The organism is Anabaena sp. EIM26, from assembly GCF_057568715.1.
In genome coordinates, this window is record NZ_CM172472.1 from 79,304 (window position 1) to 105,376 (window position 26,073).

Below are 26,073 nucleotides of genomic sequence, written 5' to 3' on the forward strand. Positions count from 1 at the left end.
TGGCTTTTTCGCTACTATCCAAGCAGTAATATTTCGAGGTTAAATGTGTGGAAAATTGGCAAGCTATCTTCAGTGTAATCATATTTATTACCGTCATTGTTTTAATCATGATGGAGTGGGTACATCTTACTATTGCTGCTTTATTGGGAGCATTATTACTGGTTTTTAGTAATATTATGACTTTGCCAGAGGCTGTTAGTTATATTGGCAATAGTTATGGAACACTGGGTTTATTTTTTGGCGTAATGGTATTGGTGCGTGCATTTGAGCCTACTAAGATATTTGATTATTTAGCCACACAAATTGTCATCCTAGCGCAAGGTAATGGTAAGCGTTTATTACTGAGTATTGTGGGAATTGTTACTCCTATTTGTGCCGTTTTGCCCAATGCGACAACAGTCATGCTGTTAGCACCTTTAATTCCTCCAATAGCACAAGAAATTGGGGTAAATTTTGTGCCTTTATTGATTTTAATGGTGTTGATTGCCAATAGTGCTGGATTGTTAACTTTAGTTGGAGATCCCGCGACTTATATAGTTGGTGATGCTGTGAATATTAGTTTTATAGATTATTTATGGAACTTGAGTTTAGGAGGAGTCTTGGCTATTGGAACTGTAGTTATTACCCTACCATTCTTATTTAAAAAAATTTGGAATACAACGCTAGATAATTTGGAGGAATTACCACATCCACAAATCAATCATCCACGAGTTTTAATGGTGGGTGGAGTGATTGTAGGTTTTGTATTGATATTTTTTGTAATTGGTGAATCTTTACCAATACCTATTTCACCTGCTGCGGTAGCTTTGTTAGGTGCTGCTTTAGCTTTATTGTTATCTCACCATAGCCGCATTGATACTGTTAACAATATATTAAGGGATGTAGACTGGAGTACCTTAATATTTTTCATGAGCATTTTTGTGCTAATTGGGGGACTAGATAAAACAGGTGTGATTCAAAGTTTATCAGGTATTTTAGGAACCATTTTGGGCAAAAATATTTTCCTTGGTTCGCTAATATTGCTATTTTTGGTGGGGATATTATCTAGCGTTATTCCTAATATTCCTTTAGTTGTGGCGATGGTTCCTTTGCTAAAACAATATATTGTCAATGTGGGATTAGCACCAGCAGAAGTTTTAGCACAAAATTATCAAGGACAGTTTCCCCCGGAAGTTTTACCATTGTTTTATGCCATGATGTTTGGTGCAACTTTGGGAGGTAATGGTACTCTCGTAGGTGCATCTTCTAATATTGTAGCGGCTGGGATTTCTGAACAGCATGGGAGAAGAATTTCCTTTAAGACTTTTTTGCATTACGGTCTTCCTGTAATGTTGCTGCAACTTGTGACTTCAGGGTTGTATATGTTGGTGCGTTTTTTACTTTAAGTTGTGCAAATTATAAAAAAATTCCCCCTTTTCCTGTTCTTGATTGGAAAAGGGGATTTTTTAAAGATCATAGGTAGATAACGGAGTTTGATTAGGAATTATCCCAATTACCTATTACCAGCCTTAACTAGCTAACTAGGTTGGTTAATATCTCATGATATGCAGCACGTCACGAAGAACGCTATAGCCGACTAAATCCCAAAGTAGGTAAGCTAGAAATCCAATCATTGCCAAGCGTCCATTCCACAATTCGGCTTGAGGATTCCAGCCAAAGATAAAAGCGTTACGATCTACACCGTTATAGGCTTTAGCAACAGATGGTATATCGGTAGAAGAGCGAGTTTCCATTTGCAATCTCCAAAATTAAGTGAATTTGAGGTTTTGAATCTTTTATCCAAAACAATTTGGTTGCTTTACTTTAATGTAGCTTTGACACACAAAGTTTCTTTATGCCTATAGATACAAACTAGAGGCACTACTTGTGGGAGATAATTATCAACCTGGTAACGCAAACAAATCTACCTTGAGAGGTTGACAAAATTATTAATTATAAATAAACGTAAACTAAGATAATTGAACCATGATTTATGTTCAGTAAAAACTGAAAATCTATAACTAAAAATAGCAAGACTTCTATTTATAAAAGACATAATTTAAACATATATTTACAATAATAAAAGACTCAATTCCTTTCTAAGGTTGTACTAGGTCTTCAAACCTTAGATGGATGCTATGGTAGCCTACTTTCCCTGATTCTAGAAGCTAGAGGAGTTGTGTTTGGACACAAATACTAACGAAATATTGAATTTCTCAAGTTGAATTAGAGGCAGGAAAATATAAATCATGCAGGAACTGTACAAACATTTATGGTGGATGGCACAAATACCTGTAAACCCCGCCAACGTCTCACCAGCACAGGCATCGGTTCTCACTTCTGGCCCGCGCTTTTTTGTGGCTTTAATCTCTGGGGTGATTCTGGCATTTGCTTTCCAATTAGTTTTCACAAATCTTTCGGTTGCTGCTGGTATTTCCTATTTGGGACATCCATCAGAATCAGAAGAAATTGAAAGTTTTGGTGGCACAATTCGCAAAATCGGTACGGGCTTGGGGGTTTGGACGTTAGTTACAGTTACATTAGCTTTATTAATTGCTTGTTTCTTGGCTGTGAAATTGAGTTTGTTGATTTTAGATCCGAGTTTAGGAGCAATTTTAGGATTAGTAATTTGGGGGGCATACTTTTTATTACTAGTATGGGTTAGTACTACTACTGTAGGTTCTTTAATTGGCTCAGTGGTGAATACTGCTACCTCTGGTTTTCAGGCGATTATGGGAACGGCTACGGCGGCGCTGGGGGCTAAAGCTGTGAATCAGCAAGTGGTAGCAACGGCTGGTGCGGCTGCATCTGCTGTGCGTCGTGAGTTGGAGAGTGCGATCGCATTACCTGCTTCTGGTTTCGATCCGGCCAGTATTCGTGAGAATATAGAAGATTACATAGAAAAGCTACGTCCCCCAGAACTTGATATATCTAAAATTCGGGGAGAATTTGAAAGATTACTCAATGAACCGCAGTTTCAAGCGATCGCTCATAGTCCAGACCTCCGCAACATTGACCGTCAACAGTTTATTGATTTGGTGAGCAGTCGGACTGATTTATCTAAACGGGAAGTTAAGCGTATTGCTGATACTTTATACAAAATTTGGCAACAGGTGGTAAGTAAGCAAGCACCAAGTACAAATGGCTTGGGTGAGTTGACAGAGTATCTCAAATCCCTTCCCCCTGGACAAACTAAAACCGATGAACTCAATACTAAAGTTGACCAGTTAATGGCTGAAATCCATACCTCCAAAGCAGCAGACAAAAAGCCAGGAATGGTACAACAGGCAATATCGGCACTAACTGGGGTAGTTTTGGGTAGGGCTGATTTATCAGATTTGGATGTGGAGAAAATTTTGCATTCTTTTGGTACTGCTAGACAAAAAGTCATAAAACAAGTTACAGAACAACCTTATAGTCCCATTCGTGCAGATATTGAAAACTACCTGCGTAACACCTATGCTTGGCAACTAAGTCAGGAAAGAATTGCTCAAGAATTTCGGGATGTGATCTATGATCCAGTTGCTGACCCTGGTGTAATACATAGGGAATTAGAAAAAATATCTCGCCAGGATTTTGTGAATATTCTCCAACAACGGGGACTGTTGACTCAAACACAAATTACCCACATTGCTGACCAATTGATGGCTGTGCGGGATAATGTGCTAGTGACAGTAACGGCCCAGGAAGAAAGAGAAATTATTCAAGATTTGCAACGACGGGTAGAAAGTTATCTGTTGGTGACTGCGAAAACTGAGTTAACACCAGAAGGGATTGAGCGAGATTTTAAACCACTGTTGGCAGATTCAGAGGCAGATCATGAAACTTTATCCCGACGACTGGCACAAATGCAACGGGAACAAATGGGGGAGATTCTCTTAGCACGCAATGATATTCAAGAACGGGATTTAGATCCGATTTTGGATGAATTGGAAATGCAGCGCGATCGCGTTTTGGTAGAATCCTTAGGACTGGCACAACAAGCCAAATATCAAGCAGAAACCCTTTGGTTAAATGTCGAGTCATATCTGCGGAATACAGGCAAGGAACAATTAAATCCTGATGCTATCCGTGCTGATTTGAGAAGACTTTTAGAAGATCCCCAGGCTGGACTAGCAGCAATTCAGTGGCGTTTGTCTCGGTTTGATCGAGATACTTTGGTGCAACTGTTGAGTCAACGCCAAGATTTAACTGAAGAACAAGTTAATCAAATTATTCATACGGTGGAAGAATCATGGCATAGTATCCGCCATACACCACAACTAGTGACAGAAAAAGCCAGGAAACAATATGATTCTGTGACTACTACTATTGCCGATTACTTGCGAAATACTGGCAAGGAGGAATTGAATCCTGAAGGAATTCAGCGAGATTTGACGAGATTATTTGAACATCCTAGAGAGGGTATGGTTGCCCTGCGTCGTCGTTTATCGCATATTGATAGGGATACTTTGGTGCAATTGTTGAGTCAACGTCAAGACTTGAGTGAGGAACAAGTTAATCAAGTCATTGATGATGTGCAGACATCCATTCGTAACTTTGTCCGTGCGCCACGTCGCCTTGCAACCAGGACACAGCAAAGGGTACAAACTTTCCAAACTTATCTGCAAGAGTATTTACGGCTGACGGGTAAGGAAGAATTGAACCCGGAAGGGATCAAGCGAGATCTACATTTATTGTTGCATGATCCGAGGGTGGGGATGGAAAGTTTGAGCGATCGCTTGGCACATTTTGACCGAGAAACCATAATCGCTTTGTTGAAAATTCGGGAAGACATGACTGATGAAGAAGCAGCCAGAATTGCCGATAATATCGTCCTCATCCGCGACCAATTCGTAGAACAAGTACGGGGAGTCCAACGACGTATCCAAGATGTGATTGAGGGCATTTTTGCCAATATTCGTAATTATCTCAATTCTCTAGATCGCCCGGAACTTAATTATGATGGAATTAAGCATGATATCCGCCAATTGTTTGATGATCCTCAAGCTGGATTTGATGCTTTGCGCGATCGCCTTTCATCCTTCAACCGGGAAACTTTAGTCGCAATTTTGAGTTCCCGTGAGGATATCTCAGAAGCAGATATTAACAGGATTATTGACCAAGTTGAACGCGCCCGGAATAATGTCTTAGAACGGGCAGAACGTTTACAGCGCGAAGCCCAACATCGTCTAGAACAGGTGAAACACCAAGCACAGCGACAAGCCCAGGAAACGCGCCAAGCTGCGGCTAATGCTGCTTGGTGGTTATTTGCCACAGCGGTTGTTTCCGGTCTTGCAGCAGCCTTCGGAGGTGCGAGTGCTGTAGTGATGGTGTAGGTTGATAAATTGACTCCGCTACTTCTTTCCCTCCCATCTGGGAGGTTTTTTTGATTAATAATTCAACAAATAAAGCGATCGCTAATTAGCATTTGTAGGATTTTCCTCATCTTCTGCCCATATATACTGTGCGAATGCTTCACCCCTACAGGATAATGTGGTGCGATCGCTTGATGGAAAATAAGGTAAAGATCCCAGAGTTACGAATTTACCGCCGTTCCACCATTCTTATAAAAGCTGCACCCGTTACTAATCCTGCAAATTGTCCCCAATAACCAAGATTAGCTACACCACCAGGAATATTTAAACTACCAATTCCGTAAAATAACTGTTGTACAAACCACCAAAACAAATAAAAAAATGCTGGTATCTCCACAGGAATAAATACAATAATTAAAGGCAATATTGAATATATATTTATTTTAGGAAACTTCATAATATAAGCACCTAAAATAGATGCAATTGCCCCATTAGCACCAATCACTGGAATTGTTAATTTTGGTTCCATAAAAATTTGAATCATCCCAGCAAAAATGCCAGTGACTAAGTAAAGTAATAAATATCTCTGTTTTCCTAAAGTTCTTTCCAAAGTTTTACCAAACACCCATAAAAAAAGTAGATTCCCCAATAATTGACTAAAACTACTATGTAAAAACAGCGATATAGGTAGAGAAAATAATCGCCAAAATACAACAATCCACGCTGCTGAATTGTAAAAAATTGCATTTGTAAATGCTGTATGAGTTTGCTCTGGAATTATTCCCCAACTATTGATAAAATAACCTAACTTACCATTAATATCTAAACTCAGTTCCCAGCAAAATATAAACAGATTAATACCAATTAACCAATAAGTAATAATCGGCTTTTTCCAACTATAGATATTATCACTAATGGGAATCATATAATTCGTAATTCGTAATTGGTAATTGGTAATCAAAAACTCTAAAATCCGTGATCATAATTGGTAATTGTTCCTGCCCATCTCCCCAATACCCAATCCCCAGTCCTCTGTGGCAAGATGTAATTAGGTAATATTGCATTCAATTCAGCAACCGAGATGCTAGGAAACACACTTGTAGGAAGATACCAAATTATCAGCCACCTAGGAGGAGGAGGATTTGGCGAAACTTATGTTGCTTATGACACTCATTTGCCAGGTTCACCGCAGTGTGTTGTCAAAAAACTCAAGCCCCAGTCAACTAATGCAGCCACTTTGGAAATAGCTAGACGGCTATTTGATACTGAAGCACAGGTTTTGTACAAATTAGGTACTCACGATCGCATTCCCCAACTTCTAGCGTACTTTGAAGAAGATGCAGAATTCTATCTTGTTCAGGAATTTATCGTTAGTCATGACCTGAGTCAAGAGTTAGCAGCAGGAAAAACTCTAAATCAAGATCAAGTAATTTCCTTGTTACAAGAAATTTTAGAAATTTTAGACTTTGTACATCAACAAAAGGTAATTCACCGTGATGTTAATCCACGCAATATCCTGAGAAGAGAACAAGATAACAAATTAATTTTAATTGATTTCGGCGCAGTTAAAGAAATCACCACCCAAGTCATGATTCCCGCAGGTAAAACGAAATCTACCGTCGCTATTGGCACACCCGGTTATATGCCTGGAGAACAAGCACAAGGAACACCAAAGTTGAGTAGTGACATCTATGCTTTGGGAATTATTGCCATTCAAGCCATAACTGGATTATCACCGGATCAATTAGAAAAAGATGATGATAGTAATGAAATTATGTGGCGAAATCATGCCACAGTTACATCAGAATTTGCAGATTTTTTAGATAAAATGGTTTGTTATGATTTTCGTCAACGTTATGCTTCAGCAACTGTAGCATTAAATGCATTGCAAGGTTTAAATAAACCATCTTCTGGGACACTGGCATTAAGTCCGGCTGCTACAAGTAATAATCTTAAAAATATCAAACCGCAAAAATTCAAAAAAGGTATATTTATCAAATTAACATTAGGATTATTATTAATGGGTTTGGGGGGAACAGCATCAATATATATTTTGAATAAAGTTAATACTAATAATGCTACAGAATTATATAAACAAGGTAATACACTTTTACAATTACAAAGATACGAAGATGCCCTAGCAGTTTATGAAAAAGCAGCAAATATTAAACCAAATTATTTTCAAGCATGGTATGGTCAAGGTCAAGCATTCTTTGAATTACAAAAATATCAAGAATCACTAATAGCTTATGATAAAGCTATTCAACTTCAGCCAAATTATTTAGAAGCCTGGACTGGTAGAGGTTTCACTTTGGCGAATTTACAGCGTTATTCAGAAGCAATTTCTGCTTTTGATAAAGCCTTGGAAATGCAAGAAGACTACCCAGCCGTATGGAATGCTAAAGGTGATGCTTTTAAGAATTTAAAACAATATGATGATGCAATTAAGTCCTATGATCAAGCAATTAAATTGCAACCAGACAATTATGAAATTTGGTATAAAAAAGGATTTTTGCTACAGAGTTTAAAACAATATGATGATGCAATAACAGCATATATCAAAGCTTTAGAATTAAAACCAGACTATGAAGCAGCTTTATATAATTGGGGAAATGCTCTAGTCAATTTAAACCGCCATGAAGATGCTTTAAAAGCATATAGTCAATTAGTACAGTACAAGCCCAGTCATTATCAAGCTTGGTTTTCTAGAGGTAATAGCTTGATTACTTTACGGCGATATTCTGAAGCAATTGATTCTTTTAAAGAAGTTATTAAATATAATCCTAGTAACTATCAAGCATGGTATAGTTTAGGATGGGCATTTCATCAAAGTCAACGTTATGCAGAAGCTATTGAATCTTACAATAAAGCAATTTCTTTAAAATCAAATGACTATAATGTATGGTATAATTTAGGTAATTCACAATATAATTTACAAAAATATGCAGATGCTTTAGCATCATATAATAAAGCAGTTCGTTATCAGAAAAATCATTATGAAAGTTGGTATAGTAGAGGAAATACATTATTGAATTTAAAACAATATCAAGAAGCGATCGCATCCTATGAACAAGCGATTAAATACAAGCCTGATTACCAACAAGCAATAGATGCTATAAAACAGGTGCAAACTCAATTGCAACCAGAAAAATCTCGCTCTATAATAGTACCGATTCTGCGGCTACCTAATTCAAATTTATAAATAATCTCAAATTTAGTGGATTTTTGAACCCATATATATGATTGTTAGGTGAGTATCCTTGATATTGGTTAAGTACTAATATTGACTTCTCGTACTTCATCTGGTGATAGAAAATATGCAATTTTAGCATCTGAGTCTATCTGTCCAAATATAGTAGGTTGATTGATGACAGAAACTCTGCTATTTTTAACGATGTTTTGAATTTTTCCTCGTATTTCTAACTTTTGATTATACTCTTGTATTTTGATTTGAGCTTGAGGATAAGCTTCAGTATCTTGGGGAACTTTTTTGAGCAATTTTATCGCACTAGCAAAGTCATTCATTAAGGCTTTTTTGTAAGCAGTATGTAAAAAATAACCTGCTCTTATCTGCTGCTTTTGTTTGTATTCAGCCAATTTTTGTTGAACTATAGTACCAGCAGAAGTTTCGGGAGGAATTTGACGCAAATATTCTAAAGCAGCGGAAAATTCTCTATTCTCAGCTTTTGCGTAAGCTTGATTTAATAAATTGCGTGATTGTTCTTCCAGGTTAGCTTGTGTTTGCTGAACTAGTTTTTCTCGTTTAGAACGCCAATATGAAGTATATGGAATTTGAGAAACATTAAGTATTGCATCTGATAATTTACCGTCATTTAAAGCTTGTTCGGCTGCTAGATAATTTTCTGTATCACTGTGCCATTGTTTTTGCCATTCGGCAATTGTATCTTGAGCTTCTGGATATACGTTGCTATAGGGAGGAATTGATTTAGCGATATTAATTGCCTTTTCTAAATCCCCTGATTGATATTCAGTTATAGCTTTAGATAAAGTTCCTGTTTCTGAATAAACTAGTGAATTATTGACTAGAGCCGATACACCTAATCCCACTACCAAAGAGTTAAGTGCTAGCCCCAGTCGCATTCCTGCCAATAATGGTTCCGATTTACTCTTTTTCTTTTGAACAGTTTTTTTTAAAGAAGTTGGAGCTTGGGTGGGAACAATTTGCGGTTGGTGTTTCCATGTTATGTGATTTAATATCCACAGTGCTTCGCTGGCAGATTGAAAGCGTTCTTGGTAATTATAACGAATCATTTGGCTGATAAAAACAGCTAAATATTCATCAATTTCAGTGCCTTCACAACGCCAGGGAATTTCATTATTAGTAGGGTCAATTTTTAGTTGTAGAGGTGTTAATCCTGTTAAAGCTTGGAGAACAATCATACCCAAAGCATAAATGTCACTATTGGGTTGTGTTTGACCCAGAAATTGCTCTGGTGGTATGTAACCCAATGAACTGACAGGAATCTGGGAAATGGGTAATTCTGCATCAGTGCTAAAATCAATTGGCTGAATTGAGCCAAAATCAATTAGCACTAATTTATGATCACCAGCGCGTCGGATTAAGTTTTCTGGTTTCACATCACAATGAATAAAACCTTGAGAATGAACAAATTCGAGAATTCCTAAAGCGTCTTCAAGAAATGTCATTGCTTCGATTGCAGTCCATTGGATTCCCTGCTGTTGATTGAGACTTAATTCCACGGACAAAGGCTGTCCAGAAATATGTTCTTGTACTAAGTAAAACTGCTCATTTTCTTCAAAAAAGGTGATCAGTTGCGGAATTTGGTTATGTTTTCCCAAATGCTTGAGGGTTTCAGTTTCGGTGAGGAAACGCAGCCTTAAGTAGTCAAAGTAAGCATTAGACTGATAGTCATTGATTTTTAACTGCTTAATTACGCATCTAGGTCTTTCTGGATAGTCTACATCTTCGGCAATGTATGTTTGTCCGAATACTCCTGCACCAAGGCTTTGAACAATTTGATAACGTCCTTGTAGAAGTTGTTTTACTGTTTGGTTGCTCATAAGTTCCTTACTGAGAAAGCCTTACATAAGTTGTTACCTACCTCTTCTGAATTTCCTAGCAGTTTCCGGAATACCGAGAAATAATTATTTGTAGCTTTAAATTAAGGTGAGTAGATTAAATCCAAGTTTATAAATGTCTATCACCCTTGACAGAGATGGATTAACAACGTCATCATAGGCTTTTACAGCTTTTTACTGTTTTCTGGGGTAGTTTGCAAAGAGGTGAAATAAAATACATCAAATTCACGTTAATATCATAGATGCTCAATTTTTTTATTTAGTGGTTTTACGTAGGCTTAATGAAGCTTAGAACACTAATTTTTATTTTTAGGGGGTCTGAGGTATCAGGGGTCTGAGGTATCAGGGGTCTGAGGTATTAGGGATCTTAGGAGTTTAAGGAATGAGATTGTAGAGGGATAAAAAGGTTAGTTTGGCTACGTTTTCACAAAAAATAAAGAAGTGGTGAAATATTTGTGTGATTTTTAGGTTGCGGTTTGCGATCGCTATTTATCCACCGACTTAATTGGATACATCAAGGTGTCAAGCCATTTGGGAATTTTATTACTAATTTTCTATTGTTTCTATAAGTAAATCTAAAGGCTGAAAACGATGGCTCTCGATATTATTGACGCTATTAGCGAAATATTTCTTAATATTGAGAGAAAAACATTGTTATGGGTAACATTGATTTGATAATTGTCCTTAATCCTTAGCAAAGCGCTGCAATCTGATTTATAAGCTCAGGAATAGAGGAGGTTAAGGACATTAATCAACAGTATTCGTATTTAAACCGAAATATTGTCGATAGGTATATCTCAAAAGATAGAGATTAACCATGCCCTGGGGGCAGGGAATATACAATAGGTAACAATGTACGAAATTTGCCTAAGAGAACTCCACAAAAAAGATGATCCAATCTTGTGGGATGGGCATCTTGCTCGTCCTTGTATTATTAGCGGGCAAGATGCCCGCACCAAAAGAAATTGTGGGATATTTTTTTAATTGGAGAACTCTAACGAGATTCGCTGCTGTTCTCTTCTTGATCCTCAAAGGTGTCTTTTAAGGGTTGGACTACTTTAGCGATCGCTTCTTGGATAAAAACTTTGATAAACTCATCCCGACGATTGATCTGAAACTGTTGCTGCACAACTTCCGTCATTCCCCCATCACCCCAATCTTGATCATGGCGAAAATATTCAATAAAGCTTTTCCCGGCAATGCGCGTTAAATAAGCTGCTGTCACCCCTTGGATGGCTCTACCAATCACAAAGGTGGCAACATTGAGTTGTAGTGCAGTCGAGAGTAATTCAATTGCACCCTTGACGATTCCTAAGCCAGCAATGGTTTTTCCTAAAGACAGGGCTAATTCTCGTCCTCGTTCCATATTTAAATCACAACCGTAAACTCTGCCAATTTCTACCACCATTTGGGCGTTAACTGCGGCTGTGGCAAGTAAATCTACAACTGGCAAAGGGGTGACAGAAACCACACCAGCCCCAATCCATTGATACCTCTCCACAATTTTATCGGCTTGACGACGGCGTTGAGAATCAATCAGTTTGCGGGCTTCTTCTCCTAAACGTAGAGATTGCAGGAGAATATTATCTGCCACCAAATCCTCACCTTCAGCGCGTAAGACAGCGGCCATGCGTCGTAATAGGGGGATAATTTCTGGTTCTGGCTGGAAGGTTTCGCCGGTTTCTAATTGTGCAGATTGGGGATTAGCTGCGATCGCTACAACATCATTACTAGCAATAAAATCTCGTACCCGCTGGCGCAACTTTGTCAAGATAGCTTCTGTATCGTCATCTGTATATAAATCAGTTTTATTGAGAATCAAGAGCGATCGCTTACCAATCTCCGCCAACCCTTTCAGCGGCTCATATTCAGAACGCCTTAAATCATTATCTACCACAAATAACAACAAATCTGCCTCCGTCGCCAAAGCCCTAGCAAGCTGTTCCCGTTCCGTTCCTGCCACACCCGCTTCTAAAATCCCCGGTGTGTCGGTAATTAAAATTTTCCGTTCTAATCCCTTCAACCGCAAACAATAGGTTTCCCCCACCTGAGTTGTACCCATCGGTGCATTGACTTGACCGACTATCCGCCCCATAATCGCATTCACTAGGGAAGTTTTACCAGCACTTCCTGTCCCAAACACCACAACTTGAATTTCCCCCCGTGCCAAATTTGTTTCAATTTCCTGAGTGCGACTCAATAAAGCTTGACGAGTAACCTCATCTTGAATTTGGGCTACCTGCTGACGTACAGCTTGAAGAGTACTTGAAGCCGCATCAGATTTAGCCGCAGGAATTTGACTAGGAGTAACTCGTCTGTGACTACGGCGTGATTTTTGTTCACCAGATTGCAGCACCAGTACATAATAGACAAAAGCAGCAACCAACCCTCCCAAAAGCAGAATCAGCAGCAACAGCAGCAGATTTCCTAATAGGGGAGAATAGGATAACTGCCAGTATAGCCGTGTAAGCGAATCAATCAACCATAGGGCTAAACCCAAAATGATAATCAGACCAACAATAAGTGTGACTATGCGCGACAGAGGCATGAATAGCAAAAATGAAAGGGTATTAAGTAGACAGATGCTTCTGATCTTAATAGGTTGAGTGTTTTTATCCAGAGTCCAAAGAAGCAAATTTTGCTAAACTAAGATCCAGTTTGTATCAAATGTTCCTTCAAAACCGTGACCAATGATTCCTTGATGGTCAAAGTCCCCGGATTTATCCAAGAAATCAATCGAAAATCCTTCGACTCACTTTTACTGTACCTTGTTGTTCGTGCAGTCTCACCGCACTGAAGTCCGAAATCCGAAATCCAAAATTATCTAATCTCTGTTCACTGATCACTGTTAATGACTGGCTGCTGAATTCTTCATTTTTCCTCAAAATTTACCTTATCGAAAAGTTCAACGGCGAGTTATACCATGAAGTCTATCTCTGAATTAAGTTCCTCTAACTGGTTGCGACAATTCTTTAATCGACTCAGTATTAGACAAAAAATTGTCAGTGGATATACCCTTTCTCTAGGAATTGCAGTCTTAGGGACAGCCGCCGGGTTAGTAATGGGCGCTCTCTACTTCCAAGCAGCCGGTGCAAAAATGCTCTTGGCCAATCAGGAAGGAAGTTTGTTAAGTAGTCTGCAAGGAAAGCTTTTGGAAGTTCAGATTGATCAACAGGAAATAATCCCTGTTTTAAGTCAGTCGCAAGCTTCACGCTCAAAAAATTCTGAATTAAAAGCTCATCTTCAGGAAGCCGAAATTTTATTTTCCCAGTTAGAGAAATTTAGTCAACCCAATTCCCAAGATGATTTGCAGAATTTGCTCAAAAAGTATAATAGCGACATCAAAGCATATTTTCAAAACCTCAAACAGTTAGTTGAGCAAGTTACCCTGTTGAGATCTAATCCAGAAGATTTAGCAAAAGCACAGCAATTAATTTGGCAATTTAATCAAAGTCAAACCGCACAGAACTTTTATCAATATGCCCATGAATTATCCAAATTTGCCGAAACGGTTCAAAATCGCCAAAAAGAAGCTGATTTAGCTTATAGAGAGGCTACCAGACTGCAAGCACAGATCATTATTGTGAGTATGGTGCTATCAGTTGCGATCGCAATAGCTCTAGCTGTATATACAAGTAAAATCATTGCTAGTCCTATTAATGCTGTCACAGATATAGCTCACAGAGTTACCCAAGAAGCTGATTTTGAATTACAAGCACCTGTAACCACAAAAGATGAAATTGGCACTTTAGCTAATGCTTTAAATTTATTGATTCAACAAGTAAAACACCTTTTAGAAATTCAAGAATTAGAATCGCAAACAAAACTGATTCAAAGTGAGAAAATGTCAAGTTTAGGGCGAATGTTAGCAGGTGTTGCCCATGAAATTAATAATCCTGTTAATTTTATTTCTGGTAATTTAGTCCATGCACAAAGTTATATTGACGATTTATTAGTATTACTTAAAACCTATAAAGAAACAATTCCTAATCCGCCTATTCAAGTGCAAAATATAGCTGAAGAAATTGATTTTGATTTCCTAGAAACTGATTTACCAAAAATATTTAGTTCCATGACAATAGGAACTGAACGCACGCGAGAAATTGTCCGCAGTTTAAAAAACTTCTCGCGGTTAGATGAAGGTACAATTAACTTAGTAGATTTACATCCTTGTATTGATAGCACATTATTGATTTTAAATAATCGTATCAAACATAGTATTAACGTTATTCGCTCCTATGGAGAAATTCCCCAAATTCCTGGTTATATGGGTTTACTATATCAAGTATTTATGAATCTTTTGAGTAATGCTATTGATGCATTAGAAGAAAAATCTTATGGCAATTCACAATTTTCACCTGAAATCACCATTATTACAGAATGCCTATGTAATGATTGGGTATTAGTAAGAATTGCAGATAACGGTCAAGGAATTACGCCAGAAAATAAACAAAAAATATTTGAAACTTTTTTTACCACCAAACCACGCGGAATTGGCACAGGTTTAGGTTTAGCCATTACTTATCAAATTGTGGTAGAAAAACATAGAGGCAAAATTAGTTGTAATTCTGAGGTAGATCAAGGTACAGAGTTTGTCATCGCTCTACCGCTTAATCAACCTTAAATTTCCACTAAATTTTCTTTATTAAAGTATGAACTCTGGCAAATATTACATTACAAGTGGAGAAAAAACTGAATGGGACTTTTTGATCAAATTCTAGGCTCAGTCACTAATTCCAACCAACAAGGTGGTTTAGGTCAATTAGTAAAAATTGCTAACACTGTTCAGCAAGTGAGTAACACTACTGGTGCAGATACTGCCACTATTCAATCAATCTTAACAGTAGTTGGGAAACAGGTGCATTCCTCTTTGCAAGAAAAGCAAGCCACAGAGGGAACTGAAGCCGTCCAAAACTTGGTGAATCAATTTGCAGGTACTTCTCCAGATTCCCAAGCCGTAAATACCCTATTTTCTCCGGCTATTCAACAACAAGTTGCAGAAATTGCAGCGCAACGCACAGGTCTAGATGTGGGGATGATTCAACAATTATTACCTACATTAGTGCCTTTAGTGCTGAGTTTCTTGCAATCAGGCGGAAATCCGTTGCTGAATAAATTCCTAGATGCTGATGGAGACGGAGACGTTGATATTGCTGACGCTATGAAATTAGCTAGTCGGTTTTTAGGCAGGTAATTACTAACGGTAATTACTAACTGAGAAATAGATATAGCGGTATGCACATGAATGAAATACATCATAGCCCCCTCATCGCTGTAGGCGGCTTTACCACCGTAGGCGACTGGTAAATCCGAAGGAGGAGGAGGTTGGGGTTCTTGTATCTCACTCAACCGATAACCGCTATAATAAACGTGGATTAATCAAGTTTTGGACTTTTTATCCACGTTTTCTGTTTAATAATTAATGAGGTTGCATCAATTTTTGTTGGTGCAAGATGTGAGTTATGCGATCGCTCTCGATACATCTTCCCAAATAGGCTCTCCCACTTCATATATCAGCTAATGGGTATAGCTGTAGCCTTGAGGGGGAAATATCCAGTTACAGCTATACGACGAATTATGTAATTATCTGCTCCCAGCCGTCAAAATTACTAGCTAATTCGCTAATTGACATTTCTAAATAGCCAGGTTTTTGAACCCAATCTGAGTCATAAGCTCCATTTTCTCCCCAAGGATTATAGAGAGTGAATCTTTGAGTCGATGAGTTATATCCTACAAGAACGTATCCATGATTTCTGACAACACTTGTATTAATCGGAGATGATTTACTACTAAAATAAACCATTTGTCCTAAGTTAAAAGCATTAACGATATTAGAAAAATCACTGGTTGTGAGATAGTCATAAACTGTATCACGTCCTGTAATATCTTTGATCGCACCACCTCCATAGCCACTAGCGATACTGCTATAACTATTAGCGTATATGCCACTAGCAGCACCTTGTAACCCTCCTGATTCATTCATCTGAGCATAAGCTTTTTCTGCTAACATAACCCAAAGTTCATTAGAAACATTATTATAACTTCCCCAACTATCTCCACTTTGATGAGCATAGATAAAATATCCATAGGCATCAGTGGGTAAGTATCGGTCAACAGTGACGTAATCACTTACACCATTTTTGTAAAAGCGAACTGTATAAGTGTTATCTCCATTGTCAATGAACATATTTTGGATTGTACTGGATGAACGAAATGCTGTATTTGCTAATCCTGCAAGGAAGTAACAATCACCAACTACTCCTTGATTGACATCAGTATAAGAGATTCCATTTTGGAACAGAGAACCACTGGTATATTGATAGATGTAAGAAGAACTGGTTAAAACAGGACGATCTGTACCTAAGAACCATTTACCAATCAGGTTTTCCATTTGGGTAGAACTACTACCAGCAAACAAGTCACCGAAACCTGAGCGACTGTTAGCCGGAACACTATAGGCAATTTTATTAGACAGAACTATTACATGATCCGTCATTGTAAAACGACTAGAGTTATTGATTATAGTACGCAAATCAGTTAATTCATTAGCATCAATCACACCAGCATCTTTTGTTTCACGGAAAATAGAAATTATGTCGTTACGACTTAAGTTACCATCTTCTCCTAAAGAACGAGTTAAGCTGATCAGTCCAGTATCTAATAAACTCTGACTGTACCAATCACTGTTAATAGTGTTAATAGTAAAGTTGCTATTACTCCAGTCGTAAACATTAGCATTATTAACACTGCTAATTTGAATTGAGTAATCTGAACCTGCGACTAAATCAAATGGTAAAGTCCAACTTTCACTACCATCACTTGCCGTCGAACTAAATAAAATTCTAGATAAAACCCCTCCTTTAAACAGGTCAATCTTTACATTTTCGCTAATATTGTCAGTCCAGCTTAGATTATAAGTTGAACCTGATTGTAAGAATTCTCCACCATTAGGACTACTTAGAGTAATGTAAGGTAAAGGATCATTATCAACAATAGTTACTGTTGCAGTCTTAACCGCACCCAAATTATAAGCCGCATTAGAATTGAGAGTAACTATCACAGTTTCATTTCCCTCAACCGCAGCATCATCAATGGGAGTAACATTAATTAACGCCGTTGATGAACCAGCAGCAAATGTAACTGTTCCATTCAAATTATTGTAATCGGCACTATTACTTGCAGTACCCACCACAGAGTAATTAACCGTCAGAGAAGAACTTAAATCTCCAGTTCTTGTAAGTTTAAATTGACCAGGATTTGCAGTTTGTCCAGCTACTGTTTCCGCTGCATTTGCATCACTAGCATTAATAGAAATAGTCGGTTTAACAGTTGTTGCAGAATCATTATCAGCAAGATTAACAGTAGCAGTGTTCGCAGTTCCTACAATGTAACTAGCCTTATTTGCCAAAGTGACGATAACTGTTTCATTACCCTCATAGACAATATCCTCAATAGGAGTGACATCAATTATCGCCGTGGCTGAACCAGCGTCAAAAGTCACACTTTTAGTTAATGTGTTGTAATCTGTGCCATTAGTTGCTGTACCCGCTACTGTATAATTGACAGTTAAAGCAGCAGTTTTATTCCCTGTGCGTGTGAGAGTAAATCTACCAGGATTTGCACTTTGTCCAGCTACTGTTTCTGCTGCATTTACATCACTGGCTTTAATGGTAATTGTCGGTTTGTCGTTATCTACTAGGTTTACATTGGCAGTTTTTGCAGTTCCTAAAGTGTAATTGGCGTTATTTACCAAAGTGACGATAACTGTTTCATTCCCTTCATATACATCATCATCTTTGACATTAACATCAACTATTGCTGTAGCTGAACCAGCGGCAAAAGTCACACTTTTAGTCAATGTTTCGTAATCTGTGCCATTAGTTGCTGTACCCGTCACAGTATAATAAACTGTGGATAATGAACTTAAATCCCCTGTGCGCGTGAGAGTAAATCTACCAGGATTTGTGGTTTGTCCAGTTACAGTTTCTGCCGCACTTGCATCACTGGCTTTGATAGTAATTGTTGGTTTGTCGTTATCAGCAATGTTAACTGTAGCTGTTGTGGCTGTTCCTAAAGTGTAATTTTCACTACTCGCTAATGTAAGTATGACTGTTTCCTGTGCTTCCAAAAGAGCATCATTAATCACAGTCAAATCAATTATGGCTGTAGATGAACCAGATGCAAAAGTGGCAGTACCATTCAATTGATTGTAATCTGTCCCATTGGTTGCAGTACCCGTAACGGTATAATTAACTGTGGGAGATGAACTCAAATCCCCTGTGCGTGTGAGAGTAAATCTACCAGGATTTGCGGTTTGTCCTGTTACTGTTTCTGCCGCACTTGCATCAGTAGCTTTGATAGTTATTGTCGGTTTATCGTTATCAGCAATGTTAACTGTAGCGGTTGTTGTTGTGCCTAAATTGTAACTGTTACCACTATTTAATGTAACTATGACTGTTTCTGCTGGTTCTAAAATAGCATCATTAATCATAGTCAAATCAATTGTGGTTGTAGATGCACCAGCGCCAAAAGTTGCAGTACCAGTCAATTGATTGTAATCTGTACCATTGGTGGCAGTCCCAGCAACGGTATAATTAACTGCTAGGGTTGAAGTGAGATCCCCTGTGCGTTTGAGTGTGAATTTACCAGGGTTTGCGGTTTGTCCTGCTATGGTTTCAGCCGCAGTTGCATCACTGACAGCAATGGTAATTATAGGAGCGGCAGTTATGGTAACTGTAGATGTAGCTTGTTCAACTGTTAAAAATCTGCCATCTGCAAAGATTGTCGTTGTATCGTCTTCGGTTTTAATCTCTGCAATCTGATCTGCGTTAAGCTGTTTACCTGTAACGACTGCTGCAAATAATTGTCCCTCATCACCGGGGCTGTCTGCTGTATTTATTTGTTTGTCTAGGAAATGTCCAACTTCTTCTATGACTGTCTCTTTAATTAATTCAGTATTTCCGCTGCTAAGTAATTTTTCAGAAAGATAGATTTGATTGGTTTCTCCAGCAAAAGCGCCTAATGTACTTGTGGAAAATACAGTTGTGTCTAGCACTTCTATCTGTGGCAATAGACTAAAGTTACCCATTAACCAATCAGAAGCAATTTCATTTAATTTCCCAGCGTTGAGATTATCTCCGAAAATCGAGTGTATCTGTGACTGAAAATCAGGAGATTGTGCAAATTGCTGTAGGGTGGGGTAAATATCTTGTTGCAGGATGTTAGTAGTAGAACTTTGCCAGCCAAAAATATGATCCCATGATAGCGGTTCAGGTACTATGTTAGACCAGTCTTGTACTGCTTCAATTGTGGTTAATAGCAATGGATTAAGACTAAGGTGAGTTCCGTCAAGGGGATTGAGGACTTTACCAATACCATCCAAAAAAGCGATTTTTGCCAGTCCAGAAACAGGATGGGAGACATCCTGATTGCCTTGTAGTATTAGCTCATCCATTGCGATTGATACCCTGTAACTATTGAGCAGTCTATCTGCTATCTTCTATGTTTTGTATAATTAAGTCTATAGTATTATTACTTAACTTGACACAAAGTTTTAATGAAGTATAGGTATTGTTTTGGTAGTGTTAAATCACTATGCGATGCAAATGAGAATAATTTAATTAAAAAATGGTAGTAAAAAATTCAATGGAATGCAGCCTCGCATAGGGATCTTATTTGATTCGTGAAAATTTTCTAGGGACTGTCACAATAATGAAGAGAAAAGCTTGGAATCATTACCCGTGAACCCTCCTACCAACACCCCGGCACAAACGCAAAATCGCAAAGCAGATCATATCCGCATCTGTCTAGAGGAAGATGTCCAGTGTCAGCAAGTTACTACAGGACTAGAACGCTATCGTTTTACTCATTGTTGCTTACCGGAATGCGATCGCACTGACATTGATATCAGCACTACTTTTTTAGGAAAAAGCCTGAATGCACCTTTATTAATCTCTTCCATGACAGGAGGAACAGATCGAGCCGGCATCATTAACCGTCGTTTGGCTGAAATCGCCCAACAATATAAACTAGCAATGGGTGTAGGTTCCCAGCGTGTAGCATTGGAAAAACCCCAAGTTGCTGAAACTTTCGCTATTCGCAAATATGCTCCCGATGTGCTGCTGTTTGCTAACTTGGGTGCGGTGCAGCTTAATTATCAATGTGGCGTTGATGAATGTCTGCGAATTATTGATATTTTAGAAGCTGATGCTTTGATTTTACACATTAACCCTTTGCAAGAGTTCATTCAACCCAGAGGTGATACCAATTTTCGGGGTTTGTTTGACAAAATAGCTAACTTATGCTCTAAATTACCAGTGCCTGTAATTGCCAAAGAAGTGGGTAACGGCATTTCCGCAACAATGGCAGACAAACTGATATCTGTGGGCATACAAGCCATTGATGTAGCTGGTGCAGGTGGAACATCTTGGGCGCTGGTAGAAAGCGAAAGGGCAGAAACGTCTTTACAACGGCGCTTGGGTAAGACTTTTGCGGATTGGGGGATACCGACAGCAGAGTGTATTACTAGTATTCGCGCTCAGTTACCCCAAATCCCCTTAATTGCTTCTGGGGGGTTACGTCATGGCTTAGATGTTGCCAAAGCGATCGCACTCGGTGCAGATATCGCTGGTTTAGCAATGCCCTTCTTACAAGCAGCAGATGTATCAGAAACAGCCCTGCAAGACTTAGCAGAAGTATTAATTGCCGAAATCACCACCGTATTATTCTGTACTGGTAATAGAACTTTGTATCAGTTAAAGCAATCCAACAGTTTGCACAGCATACAATAAGGTAAACAGGTTGTCTTTCCTTAGTCATTGGTTTTTTTACTGATGACTAAAGACCAATAACTCATGACTAATAACTAATGACTAACTTTCTTAAACAAACTTTTGCTAGTTTAATTGGTAGCTTACTGGGACTGACTATTTTTTCTGGTATCAGTACTCTAGGCTTATTATTCCTGATTGTCGCTGCTACTACTTCCAAAGACACGGGCCAGAAGTCAAAGATAAATCCATGCTGGTTTTCGACTTATCCATGAAAATCACCGATAGTCAACCTAGTTCCAGTGACTTACTGCAAAAAACCTTAACAGGAGTAGACGAAGATAGAATTACACTCCGCAAAGTTATCGAAACCTTAGAAAAAGCACAAAAAGATCCGCGCATTGTTGGTATTTATATAGATGCGACAAAATCTGGTGCAGCTAGTGGACTCGGCTATGCTTCCCTGAAAGAAATCCGTCAAGCTTTAGATAAATTCCGTGGATCTGGCAAAAAAATTGTCGCTTACAGCACAGATTGGAATGAACGGGAATATTATTTAAGTTCGGTAGCTAATAATATCGTTCTCAATCCCGTAGGACTAATGGAAATCAACGGTTTGAGTTCACAGCCAATGTTTTTGACAGGAGCATTGCAGAAATATGGTATAGGTGTTCAAGTAGTCCGAGTAGGGAAATTTAAGGGAGCAGTAGAACCGTTTATACTCAACAAACTGAGTCCAGAAAATCGAGAACAAACGCAGAAATTATTAGATGACGTGTGGGGAGAATGGCGGACATCTGTGGGGACAAGCCGGAAAATTCAACCACAGAAATTGCAAGCGATCGCAGATAGTCAAGCTATTCTAGAAGCTAACACCGCTAAAAGCAATGGTTTGGTAGATCAAATAGCCTATCTAGATGAGGTAGTTACCGACCTAAAAAAAATAACTGCTAGTGATAAAGACGATAAAAGCTTCCGCCAAATTAACATCAGTGACTATGCCGAAGTTCCCGGTAAATCAATGGGTGTAGAACGCAACTCAGAAAATAAAATTGCGATCGTCTATGCAGAAGGTGAAATAGTCGATGGAAAAGGGGAAAATGGAGAAATAGGAGGCGATAACTTTGCTAAAATCTTCAATAAAATCCGCCAAGATCAAGATGTCAAATCTGTCGTTTTACGGATTAACAGCCCTGGTGGTAGCGCCACAGCATCCGAAGTCATACAACGAGAAATAAAATTAACTCGACAAGTCAAACCAGTCATCGTCTCAATGGGTGATATCGCTGCCTCTGGTGGTTACTGGATAGCCAGCGACTCCAACCGCATTTTTGCCGAACCCAACACCATTACAGGCTCTATAGGTGTCTTTGGCGTACTATTTAACGGTGAAAAACTAGCAAATAACAACGGCATCACCTGGGATACAGTCAAAACTGCAAAATATGCCGATAACCAAACAGTTGCTCGTCCGAAATCTGCCCAAGAATTAGCTCTATATCAACGCAGCGTTAACCGGATTTATAGTATGTTTATCAATAAAGTTGCCCAAGGTCGAAAGCTACCCCAACAAAAAGTAGCGGAAATCGCCCAAGGTCGAGTTTGGTCAGGTGCAGCAGCAAAGCAAATCGGTTTAGTTGATGAAATTGGTGGTCTAAATGTTGCTATTGAATATGCTGCCAAAGCAGCAAAATTAGGTAATAATTGGGAATTACAAGAATATCCGCGAGCAACAACCTTAGAAGAACGTTTTTTTGGGCGTAAACTGCAAGAAGCACAAGCAAAACTAGGAATTGAAAAAACTCAAATCAAATCAGCTAATCCGCTTCTGGCAGAATTTGAAAAATTGCAGCAAGAAATTTCAATTTTGAACAAAATGAACGATCCTCAAGGAGTTTATGCCCGCTTACCTTTCAACTTGAAGATTGACTAAACTCAAATATAGTGATCCGATTTGATTCATGAATTTTTCGTGGAGGCAGGGAACTCTTAACAGGGAACAGGAAAGAAGGCTTTCAGTATGTACTGAGTTCTGGTCAAAAATCAAATAGGATTCCTATATTTAGTAATCAAAATCAGGATTTAGAGAACTCCATAAAAAACATGATCCCATAGAGTAGGGGTAATTCATGAATGACCCCTAGATCGGCAAGCCTGTTCCTAAATTACAAAAAGAGTGTAAAGTAGTTGATGATCACATTCCATCCTTCGATTTTACGCATCCATCTATGGATAGAAAAAGTAAGCGCCTGTTACTCCTTATTGTTTCCTGTAGTGTATCTGGTGTTATTTTAGGCGGAACCTCTGCATGGGCAGAAAGCAAAATGTGCTTGAGTGCTGATACAATCAGCAGCGAATGTCTGACTAAAAACCCAGTAGAAAAAACTATTCAAGGTATGAGTACTGGGTTATTAGCCGGGGCTGGGGCTGCTTTTGGTGCAGCCTGGAATTTACACCACCAAGACTAAAAGCGATAATTGCGATCGCCTATCCACATACTCGTAGGTACAGCATTACCTTGAGGATCGACTTTCACTCTTACCAATATCGGCGATCTCCGCCCATTTCTGCTTTCCTGTGTTTCCAACAGATCATTATTAATCTGCTGTCTTTGTTCTTCAGAAATGTAATAGTTTTCCAAACCGTAATTAATCAAACCATCTTGATAATTACCCCTTAAAGCTACCTGATTATTGCGTAAGTTCTGAGGCCGACTACTACTTACCCGCACTGGCCGCCAAGCCCTGGGAATACCAACATCACGATTAAAAGACAGTTGTTCTTGCAAAGTTAAATATAAGACACTACCCTGAGTTACTTGTGAGTTTCTCAGGGAATTTTGTCTTACCCAATCTCTCCAACCAGGTAATCTTCTCAAAGTTGCGCTGCGGGATATATTATAATCAAGCGTTAAAGCAGAACCCCGCAACAAATTATTAGAAGATACCGGTAGAGTTTGCAAAACCACCGACTTACCAGCAACATCTGTATACATCGCTTGAGTTGGAACCGCCAGAATTAGGCCAATTTGTACCATTAAAGGTGCTACTAACCGCCAAATTGGTAGCGGCTGATTAGCCTTTTGTTCAGTAGCTATCAAGTAATCCCGAAAAGTCAACTTTTCTGAAAACTCCTTCTCTGGGCTTAAGGTTTGCTTCGATTCAGATGGTTTATTCGATTCAGGTGATTTATTTGTCATGATAATTAATTGCTTAGAGTTTGTTTAGTTGTCACTTGTTAATAACCAATGACCAATAACTAATAGGATTTTTAACGCAGAGATTTAGTATATCTGTTAATTCTAGCTAAACAGCTTCTCTACTGTTTCTTAGTAGCAGTACGTTCCTGGAAACGACGTTCAAACCAAAGACCCCCAGAAATCAGACCAGAACCGCACAATACAAACACCAATGATCTAAACAATAAATCGGTATCGTACTCTAACACGCGGCTGATAATTTGCAAGACAAACAATAGCATACCGCACCAAAAAGAAAATCTGTTATTTAACTTCATTCCTTCTTGAATCAGTCCCCACACTAATGTTGTCAACAGGACATTGAAAACAAAAATGCCCAGTTCAGGAATACGACTAATAGCTTGATGCCAAAAAGGTACTATGACAATAAAGCTGAGAAAAATGATAATGACAGTGATCGTGAAAAATACTTCCTTGCGGGTGGGATTATTACGATGACGAAACAGAAATAACCACTGCAAAACAGCCAATCCGCTGATAATTCCCAAATCAATTATTGGCAGAGACTGGAACACATTCAAGGAATTTGTTACCGAATTACCAAAACCAAAAGATTGCCATTGCCAACGGAAAGATAACAAGTAAAAGACGACGCTGAAACACACCAAGGCTAAATTACGGGCTAGGGGTTGAAATAACCTGTAATGAACCGTAGGGAAAAGCAAGTCATCATAACTCCAGAGTAATGACGGCGGGAGTGCTAAAGCAAAGGAGGCCACCCAAGGAACTACATTAGAAGAAAAAGTCGCCAGTGGTAATGGGTTGAGGTTATATTGCAAAGAAACAGTAAAGGCTACAGCAGCTAACCCAAAAATCCACCGTGAACGGCAGACATAGGCTAAGGGAACAAACGCCAACCATGAAAGCAAAGGCATATGTCGCACTGCTAACCGCGCCCAACTCAACTCATTAGGAGAGGATAAAAACTCTCTGAGTCCTATCCAATAACCAATTTGGATGAGAACAATAGCTAAAATACCTAAAGAATTGAGCGACAGACTATAGGCCATCACTAAAACACCGAACCCCCAAGCCAAAAATAACTCAGCAGCAGAACCGCTAATATTGAATATTTGTGCCATTAGCAGTAAAGTTGCCCCTAAAATAAAGGCGCTGAGAATTAACAACCCCTCTCCTAGTAGACGTTTACCGCGTTGTGGCTTTTTATTTTCAGATTTCTTGAGTGTTGGTTCTCTCCAAGTATAAAAACCAGTGATAGCAGTAGACAGAAACCAACTCATTAACAAGATAAACTTGACTTCTCTTGACCATGTTTGCCAATTTGCTGCTACAAAGATAATTATGCCTAATCCTAAAAGTAAGCCACCTGCGGCAACGGCAATTAATCCAGAACTTTCTCGTGCAGCCGCTTCTATTTTATTAAATTGATAACGGTCTGCTAGTTGCTGGTGTTGGGAAGAACTAATAAGTCCTTCATCTCGCCAAAGTTTTGCTTCTTGGCGTAATTTTTTCGGAAAATTATCTGGGATCATGACCTCTCCGGTGCAATGGGTTAGTTTAGCAAGTGTCAAAACACGGTTAGCTTCTAGCCAAAGGCCAGAAGCCGCGCCGGACGCGCTTCGCAAACGCAATCTAAATGGTGGTCATTATATTTTCAGTATGCAGCTAAATACCTTGATGGCATTGTTCTGGTGTAACAGTTTTAATATTGTTCTAATTAGATAAAGTCCCCAAATACTTGACCCAC

The 26,073-nt window shown here is 38.8% G+C and carries 16 protein-coding genes and 1 pseudogene; 9 read left to right on the forward strand and 8 right to left on the reverse strand.

The window, feature by feature from the left end:
* The first annotated feature begins 47 nt into the window (after positions 1-47).
* Complete coding sequence (locus AC012T_RS00350; protein WP_487062261.1) at positions 48-1,385, forward strand: ArsB/NhaD family transporter; 1,338 nt, start codon at positions 48-50, stop codon at positions 1,383-1,385.
* 144 nt (positions 1,386-1,529) lie between these two features.
* Here AC012T_RS00350 and AC012T_RS00355 read toward each other — a convergent pair whose 3' ends face one another.
* On the reverse strand, positions 1,530-1,733 hold the full coding sequence (locus AC012T_RS00355) for a chlorophyll a/b-binding protein (RefSeq protein WP_015216614.1): 204 nt from the start codon (positions 1,731-1,733) through the stop codon (positions 1,530-1,532).
* A 495-nt stretch (positions 1,734-2,228) separates the two neighbouring features.
* Here AC012T_RS00355 and AC012T_RS00360 point away from each other — a divergent pair, with 495 nt between their 5' ends.
* Positions 2,229-5,297 (forward strand): MFS transporter, encoded by a 3,069-nt coding sequence (locus AC012T_RS00360; RefSeq protein WP_487062263.1) that lies wholly within the window; start codon positions 2,229-2,231, stop codon positions 5,295-5,297.
* Positions 5,298-5,505: 208 nt separating this feature from the next.
* Here the strand turns inward: AC012T_RS00360 and AC012T_RS00365 are convergent, their stop codons facing one another.
* The gene (locus tag AC012T_RS00365; RefSeq protein WP_487062265.1) at positions 5,506-6,201 is read right to left on the reverse strand and encodes a rhomboid family intramembrane serine protease; all 696 of its coding nucleotides are present in this window, start codon (positions 6,199-6,201) and stop codon (positions 5,506-5,508) included.
* 156 nt (positions 6,202-6,357) lie between these two features.
* On the opposite strand from AC012T_RS00365, the gene AC012T_RS00370 reads away from it, so the two are divergent.
* Positions 6,358-8,478 carry a tetratricopeptide repeat protein gene (locus AC012T_RS00370; RefSeq protein ID WP_487062267.1) on the forward strand — a complete coding sequence of 707 codons (2,121 nt, stop codon included), beginning with the start codon at positions 6,358-6,360 and terminating at the stop codon, positions 8,476-8,478.
* A 68-nt stretch (positions 8,479-8,546) separates the two neighbouring features.
* Here the strand turns inward: AC012T_RS00370 and AC012T_RS00375 are convergent, their stop codons facing one another.
* Entirely contained in the window at positions 8,547-10,319 is a 1,773-nt protein-coding gene (locus AC012T_RS00375) for a protein kinase domain-containing protein (protein ID WP_487062269.1), read from the reverse strand.
* A 1,012-nt stretch (positions 10,320-11,331) separates the two neighbouring features.
* The gene (locus AC012T_RS00380) at positions 11,332-12,885 is read right to left on the reverse strand and encodes a YcjF family protein (protein ID WP_487062271.1); all 1,554 of its coding nucleotides are present in this window, start codon (positions 12,883-12,885) and stop codon (positions 11,332-11,334) included.
* Positions 12,886-13,260: 375 nt separating this feature from the next.
* On the opposite strand from AC012T_RS00380, the gene AC012T_RS00385 reads away from it, so the two are divergent.
* Positions 13,261-14,961 carry a sensor histidine kinase gene (locus AC012T_RS00385; protein WP_487062273.1) on the forward strand — a complete coding sequence of 567 codons (1,701 nt, stop codon included), beginning with the start codon at positions 13,261-13,263 and terminating at the stop codon, positions 14,959-14,961.
* 72 nt (positions 14,962-15,033) lie between these two features.
* Positions 15,034-15,531, forward strand: coding sequence for a DUF937 domain-containing protein (locus AC012T_RS00390; protein WP_487062275.1), 498 nt, complete (start codon positions 15,034-15,036; stop codon positions 15,529-15,531).
* A 181-nt stretch (positions 15,532-15,712) separates the two neighbouring features.
* On the opposite strand, the gene AC012T_RS00395 is transcribed toward AC012T_RS00390, so the two are convergent.
* A complete protein-coding gene (locus AC012T_RS00395; RefSeq protein WP_487062277.1) occupies positions 15,713-15,847 on the reverse strand; it encodes a hypothetical protein in 135 nt (44 codons plus the stop codon).
* Between the two features lie 65 nt (positions 15,848-15,912).
* Positions 15,913-19,791 carry a Calx-beta domain-containing protein gene (locus AC012T_RS00400; RefSeq protein ID WP_487062279.1) on the reverse strand — a complete coding sequence of 1,293 codons (3,879 nt, stop codon included), beginning with the start codon at positions 19,789-19,791 and terminating at the stop codon, positions 15,913-15,915.
* A gap of 286 nt (positions 19,792-20,077) precedes the next feature.
* Here AC012T_RS00400 and fni point away from each other — a divergent pair, with 286 nt between their 5' ends.
* From fni to AC012T_RS00415, 3 genes and pseudogenes are all read left to right on the forward strand, one after another.
* Positions 20,078-21,127: a type 2 isopentenyl-diphosphate Delta-isomerase gene (gene fni, locus AC012T_RS00405; protein ID WP_487062281.1), complete on the forward strand. Its 1,050-nt coding sequence runs from the start codon at positions 20,078-20,080 to the stop codon at positions 21,125-21,127.
* A 77-nt stretch (positions 21,128-21,204) separates the two neighbouring features.
* A pseudogene (gene sppA / locus AC012T_RS00410) lies at positions 21,205-23,039 on the forward strand (signal peptide peptidase SppA).
* Positions 23,040-23,334: 295 nt separating this feature from the next.
* Positions 23,335-23,574, forward strand: a complete 240-nt coding sequence (locus tag AC012T_RS00415; RefSeq protein WP_487062283.1) for a hypothetical protein — start codon at positions 23,335-23,337, stop codon at positions 23,572-23,574.
* Here the strand turns inward: AC012T_RS00415 and AC012T_RS00420 are convergent.
* Positions 23,571-24,305 (reverse strand): GDYXXLXY domain-containing protein, encoded by a 735-nt coding sequence (locus tag AC012T_RS00420; protein ID WP_487062285.1) that lies wholly within the window; start codon positions 24,303-24,305, stop codon positions 23,571-23,573. The genes AC012T_RS00415 and AC012T_RS00420 overlap by 4 nt on opposite strands.
* A gap of 119 nt (positions 24,306-24,424) precedes the next feature.
* The gene (locus AC012T_RS00425; protein ID WP_487062287.1) at positions 24,425-25,858 is read right to left on the reverse strand and encodes a DUF2157 domain-containing protein; all 1,434 of its coding nucleotides are present in this window, start codon (positions 25,856-25,858) and stop codon (positions 24,425-24,427) included.
* Between AC012T_RS00425 and AC012T_RS00430 the strand changes: the two genes are divergently transcribed.
* Positions 25,857-26,051, forward strand: coding sequence for a hypothetical protein (locus tag AC012T_RS00430; protein WP_487062289.1), 195 nt, complete (start codon positions 25,857-25,859; stop codon positions 26,049-26,051). The two genes, AC012T_RS00425 and AC012T_RS00430, sit on opposite strands and share 2 nt — an antisense overlap.
* Positions 26,052-26,073: the final 22 nt, after the last annotated feature.

Excerpts from the sequence above, each read along its gene's own strand:
- AC012T_RS00355 (WP_015216614.1), bottom strand. The coding sequence starts at position 1,733 with ATGGAAACTCGCTCTTCTACCGATATACCATCTGTTGCTAAAGCCTAT.
- AC012T_RS00360 (WP_487062263.1), top strand. The coding sequence starts at position 2,229 with ATGCAGGAACTGTACAAACATTTATGGTGGATGGCACAAATACCTGTA.
- AC012T_RS00365 (WP_487062265.1), bottom strand. The coding sequence starts at position 6,201 with ATGATTCCCATTAGTGATAATATCTATAGTTGGAAAAAGCCGATTATT.
- AC012T_RS00370 (WP_487062267.1), top strand. The coding sequence starts at position 6,358 with ATGCTAGGAAACACACTTGTAGGAAGATACCAAATTATCAGCCACCTA.
- AC012T_RS00375 (WP_487062269.1), bottom strand. The coding sequence starts at position 10,319 with ATGAGCAACCAAACAGTAAAACAACTTCTACAAGGACGTTATCAAATT.
- AC012T_RS00380 (WP_487062271.1), bottom strand. The coding sequence starts at position 12,885 with ATGCCTCTGTCGCGCATAGTCACACTTATTGTTGGTCTGATTATCATT.
- AC012T_RS00385 (WP_487062273.1), top strand. The coding sequence starts at position 13,261 with ATGAAGTCTATCTCTGAATTAAGTTCCTCTAACTGGTTGCGACAATTC.
- AC012T_RS00390 (WP_487062275.1), top strand. The coding sequence starts at position 15,034 with ATGGGACTTTTTGATCAAATTCTAGGCTCAGTCACTAATTCCAACCAA.
- AC012T_RS00395 (WP_487062277.1), bottom strand. The coding sequence starts at position 15,847 with ATGAAGTGGGAGAGCCTATTTGGGAAGATGTATCGAGAGCGATCGCAT.
- AC012T_RS00400 (WP_487062279.1), bottom strand. The coding sequence starts at position 19,791 with ATGGATGAGCTAATACTACAAGGCAATCAGGATGTCTCCCATCCTGTT.
- AC012T_RS00415 (WP_487062283.1), top strand. The coding sequence starts at position 23,335 with ATGGATAGAAAAAGTAAGCGCCTGTTACTCCTTATTGTTTCCTGTAGT.
- AC012T_RS00420 (WP_487062285.1), bottom strand. The coding sequence starts at position 24,305 with ATGACAAATAAATCACCTGAATCGAATAAACCATCTGAATCGAAGCAA.
- AC012T_RS00430 (WP_487062289.1), top strand. The coding sequence starts at position 25,857 with ATGACCTCTCCGGTGCAATGGGTTAGTTTAGCAAGTGTCAAAACACGG.
- AC012T_RS00425 (WP_487062287.1), bottom strand. The coding sequence starts at position 25,858 with ATGATCCCAGATAATTTTCCGAAAAAATTACGCCAAGAAGCAAAACTT.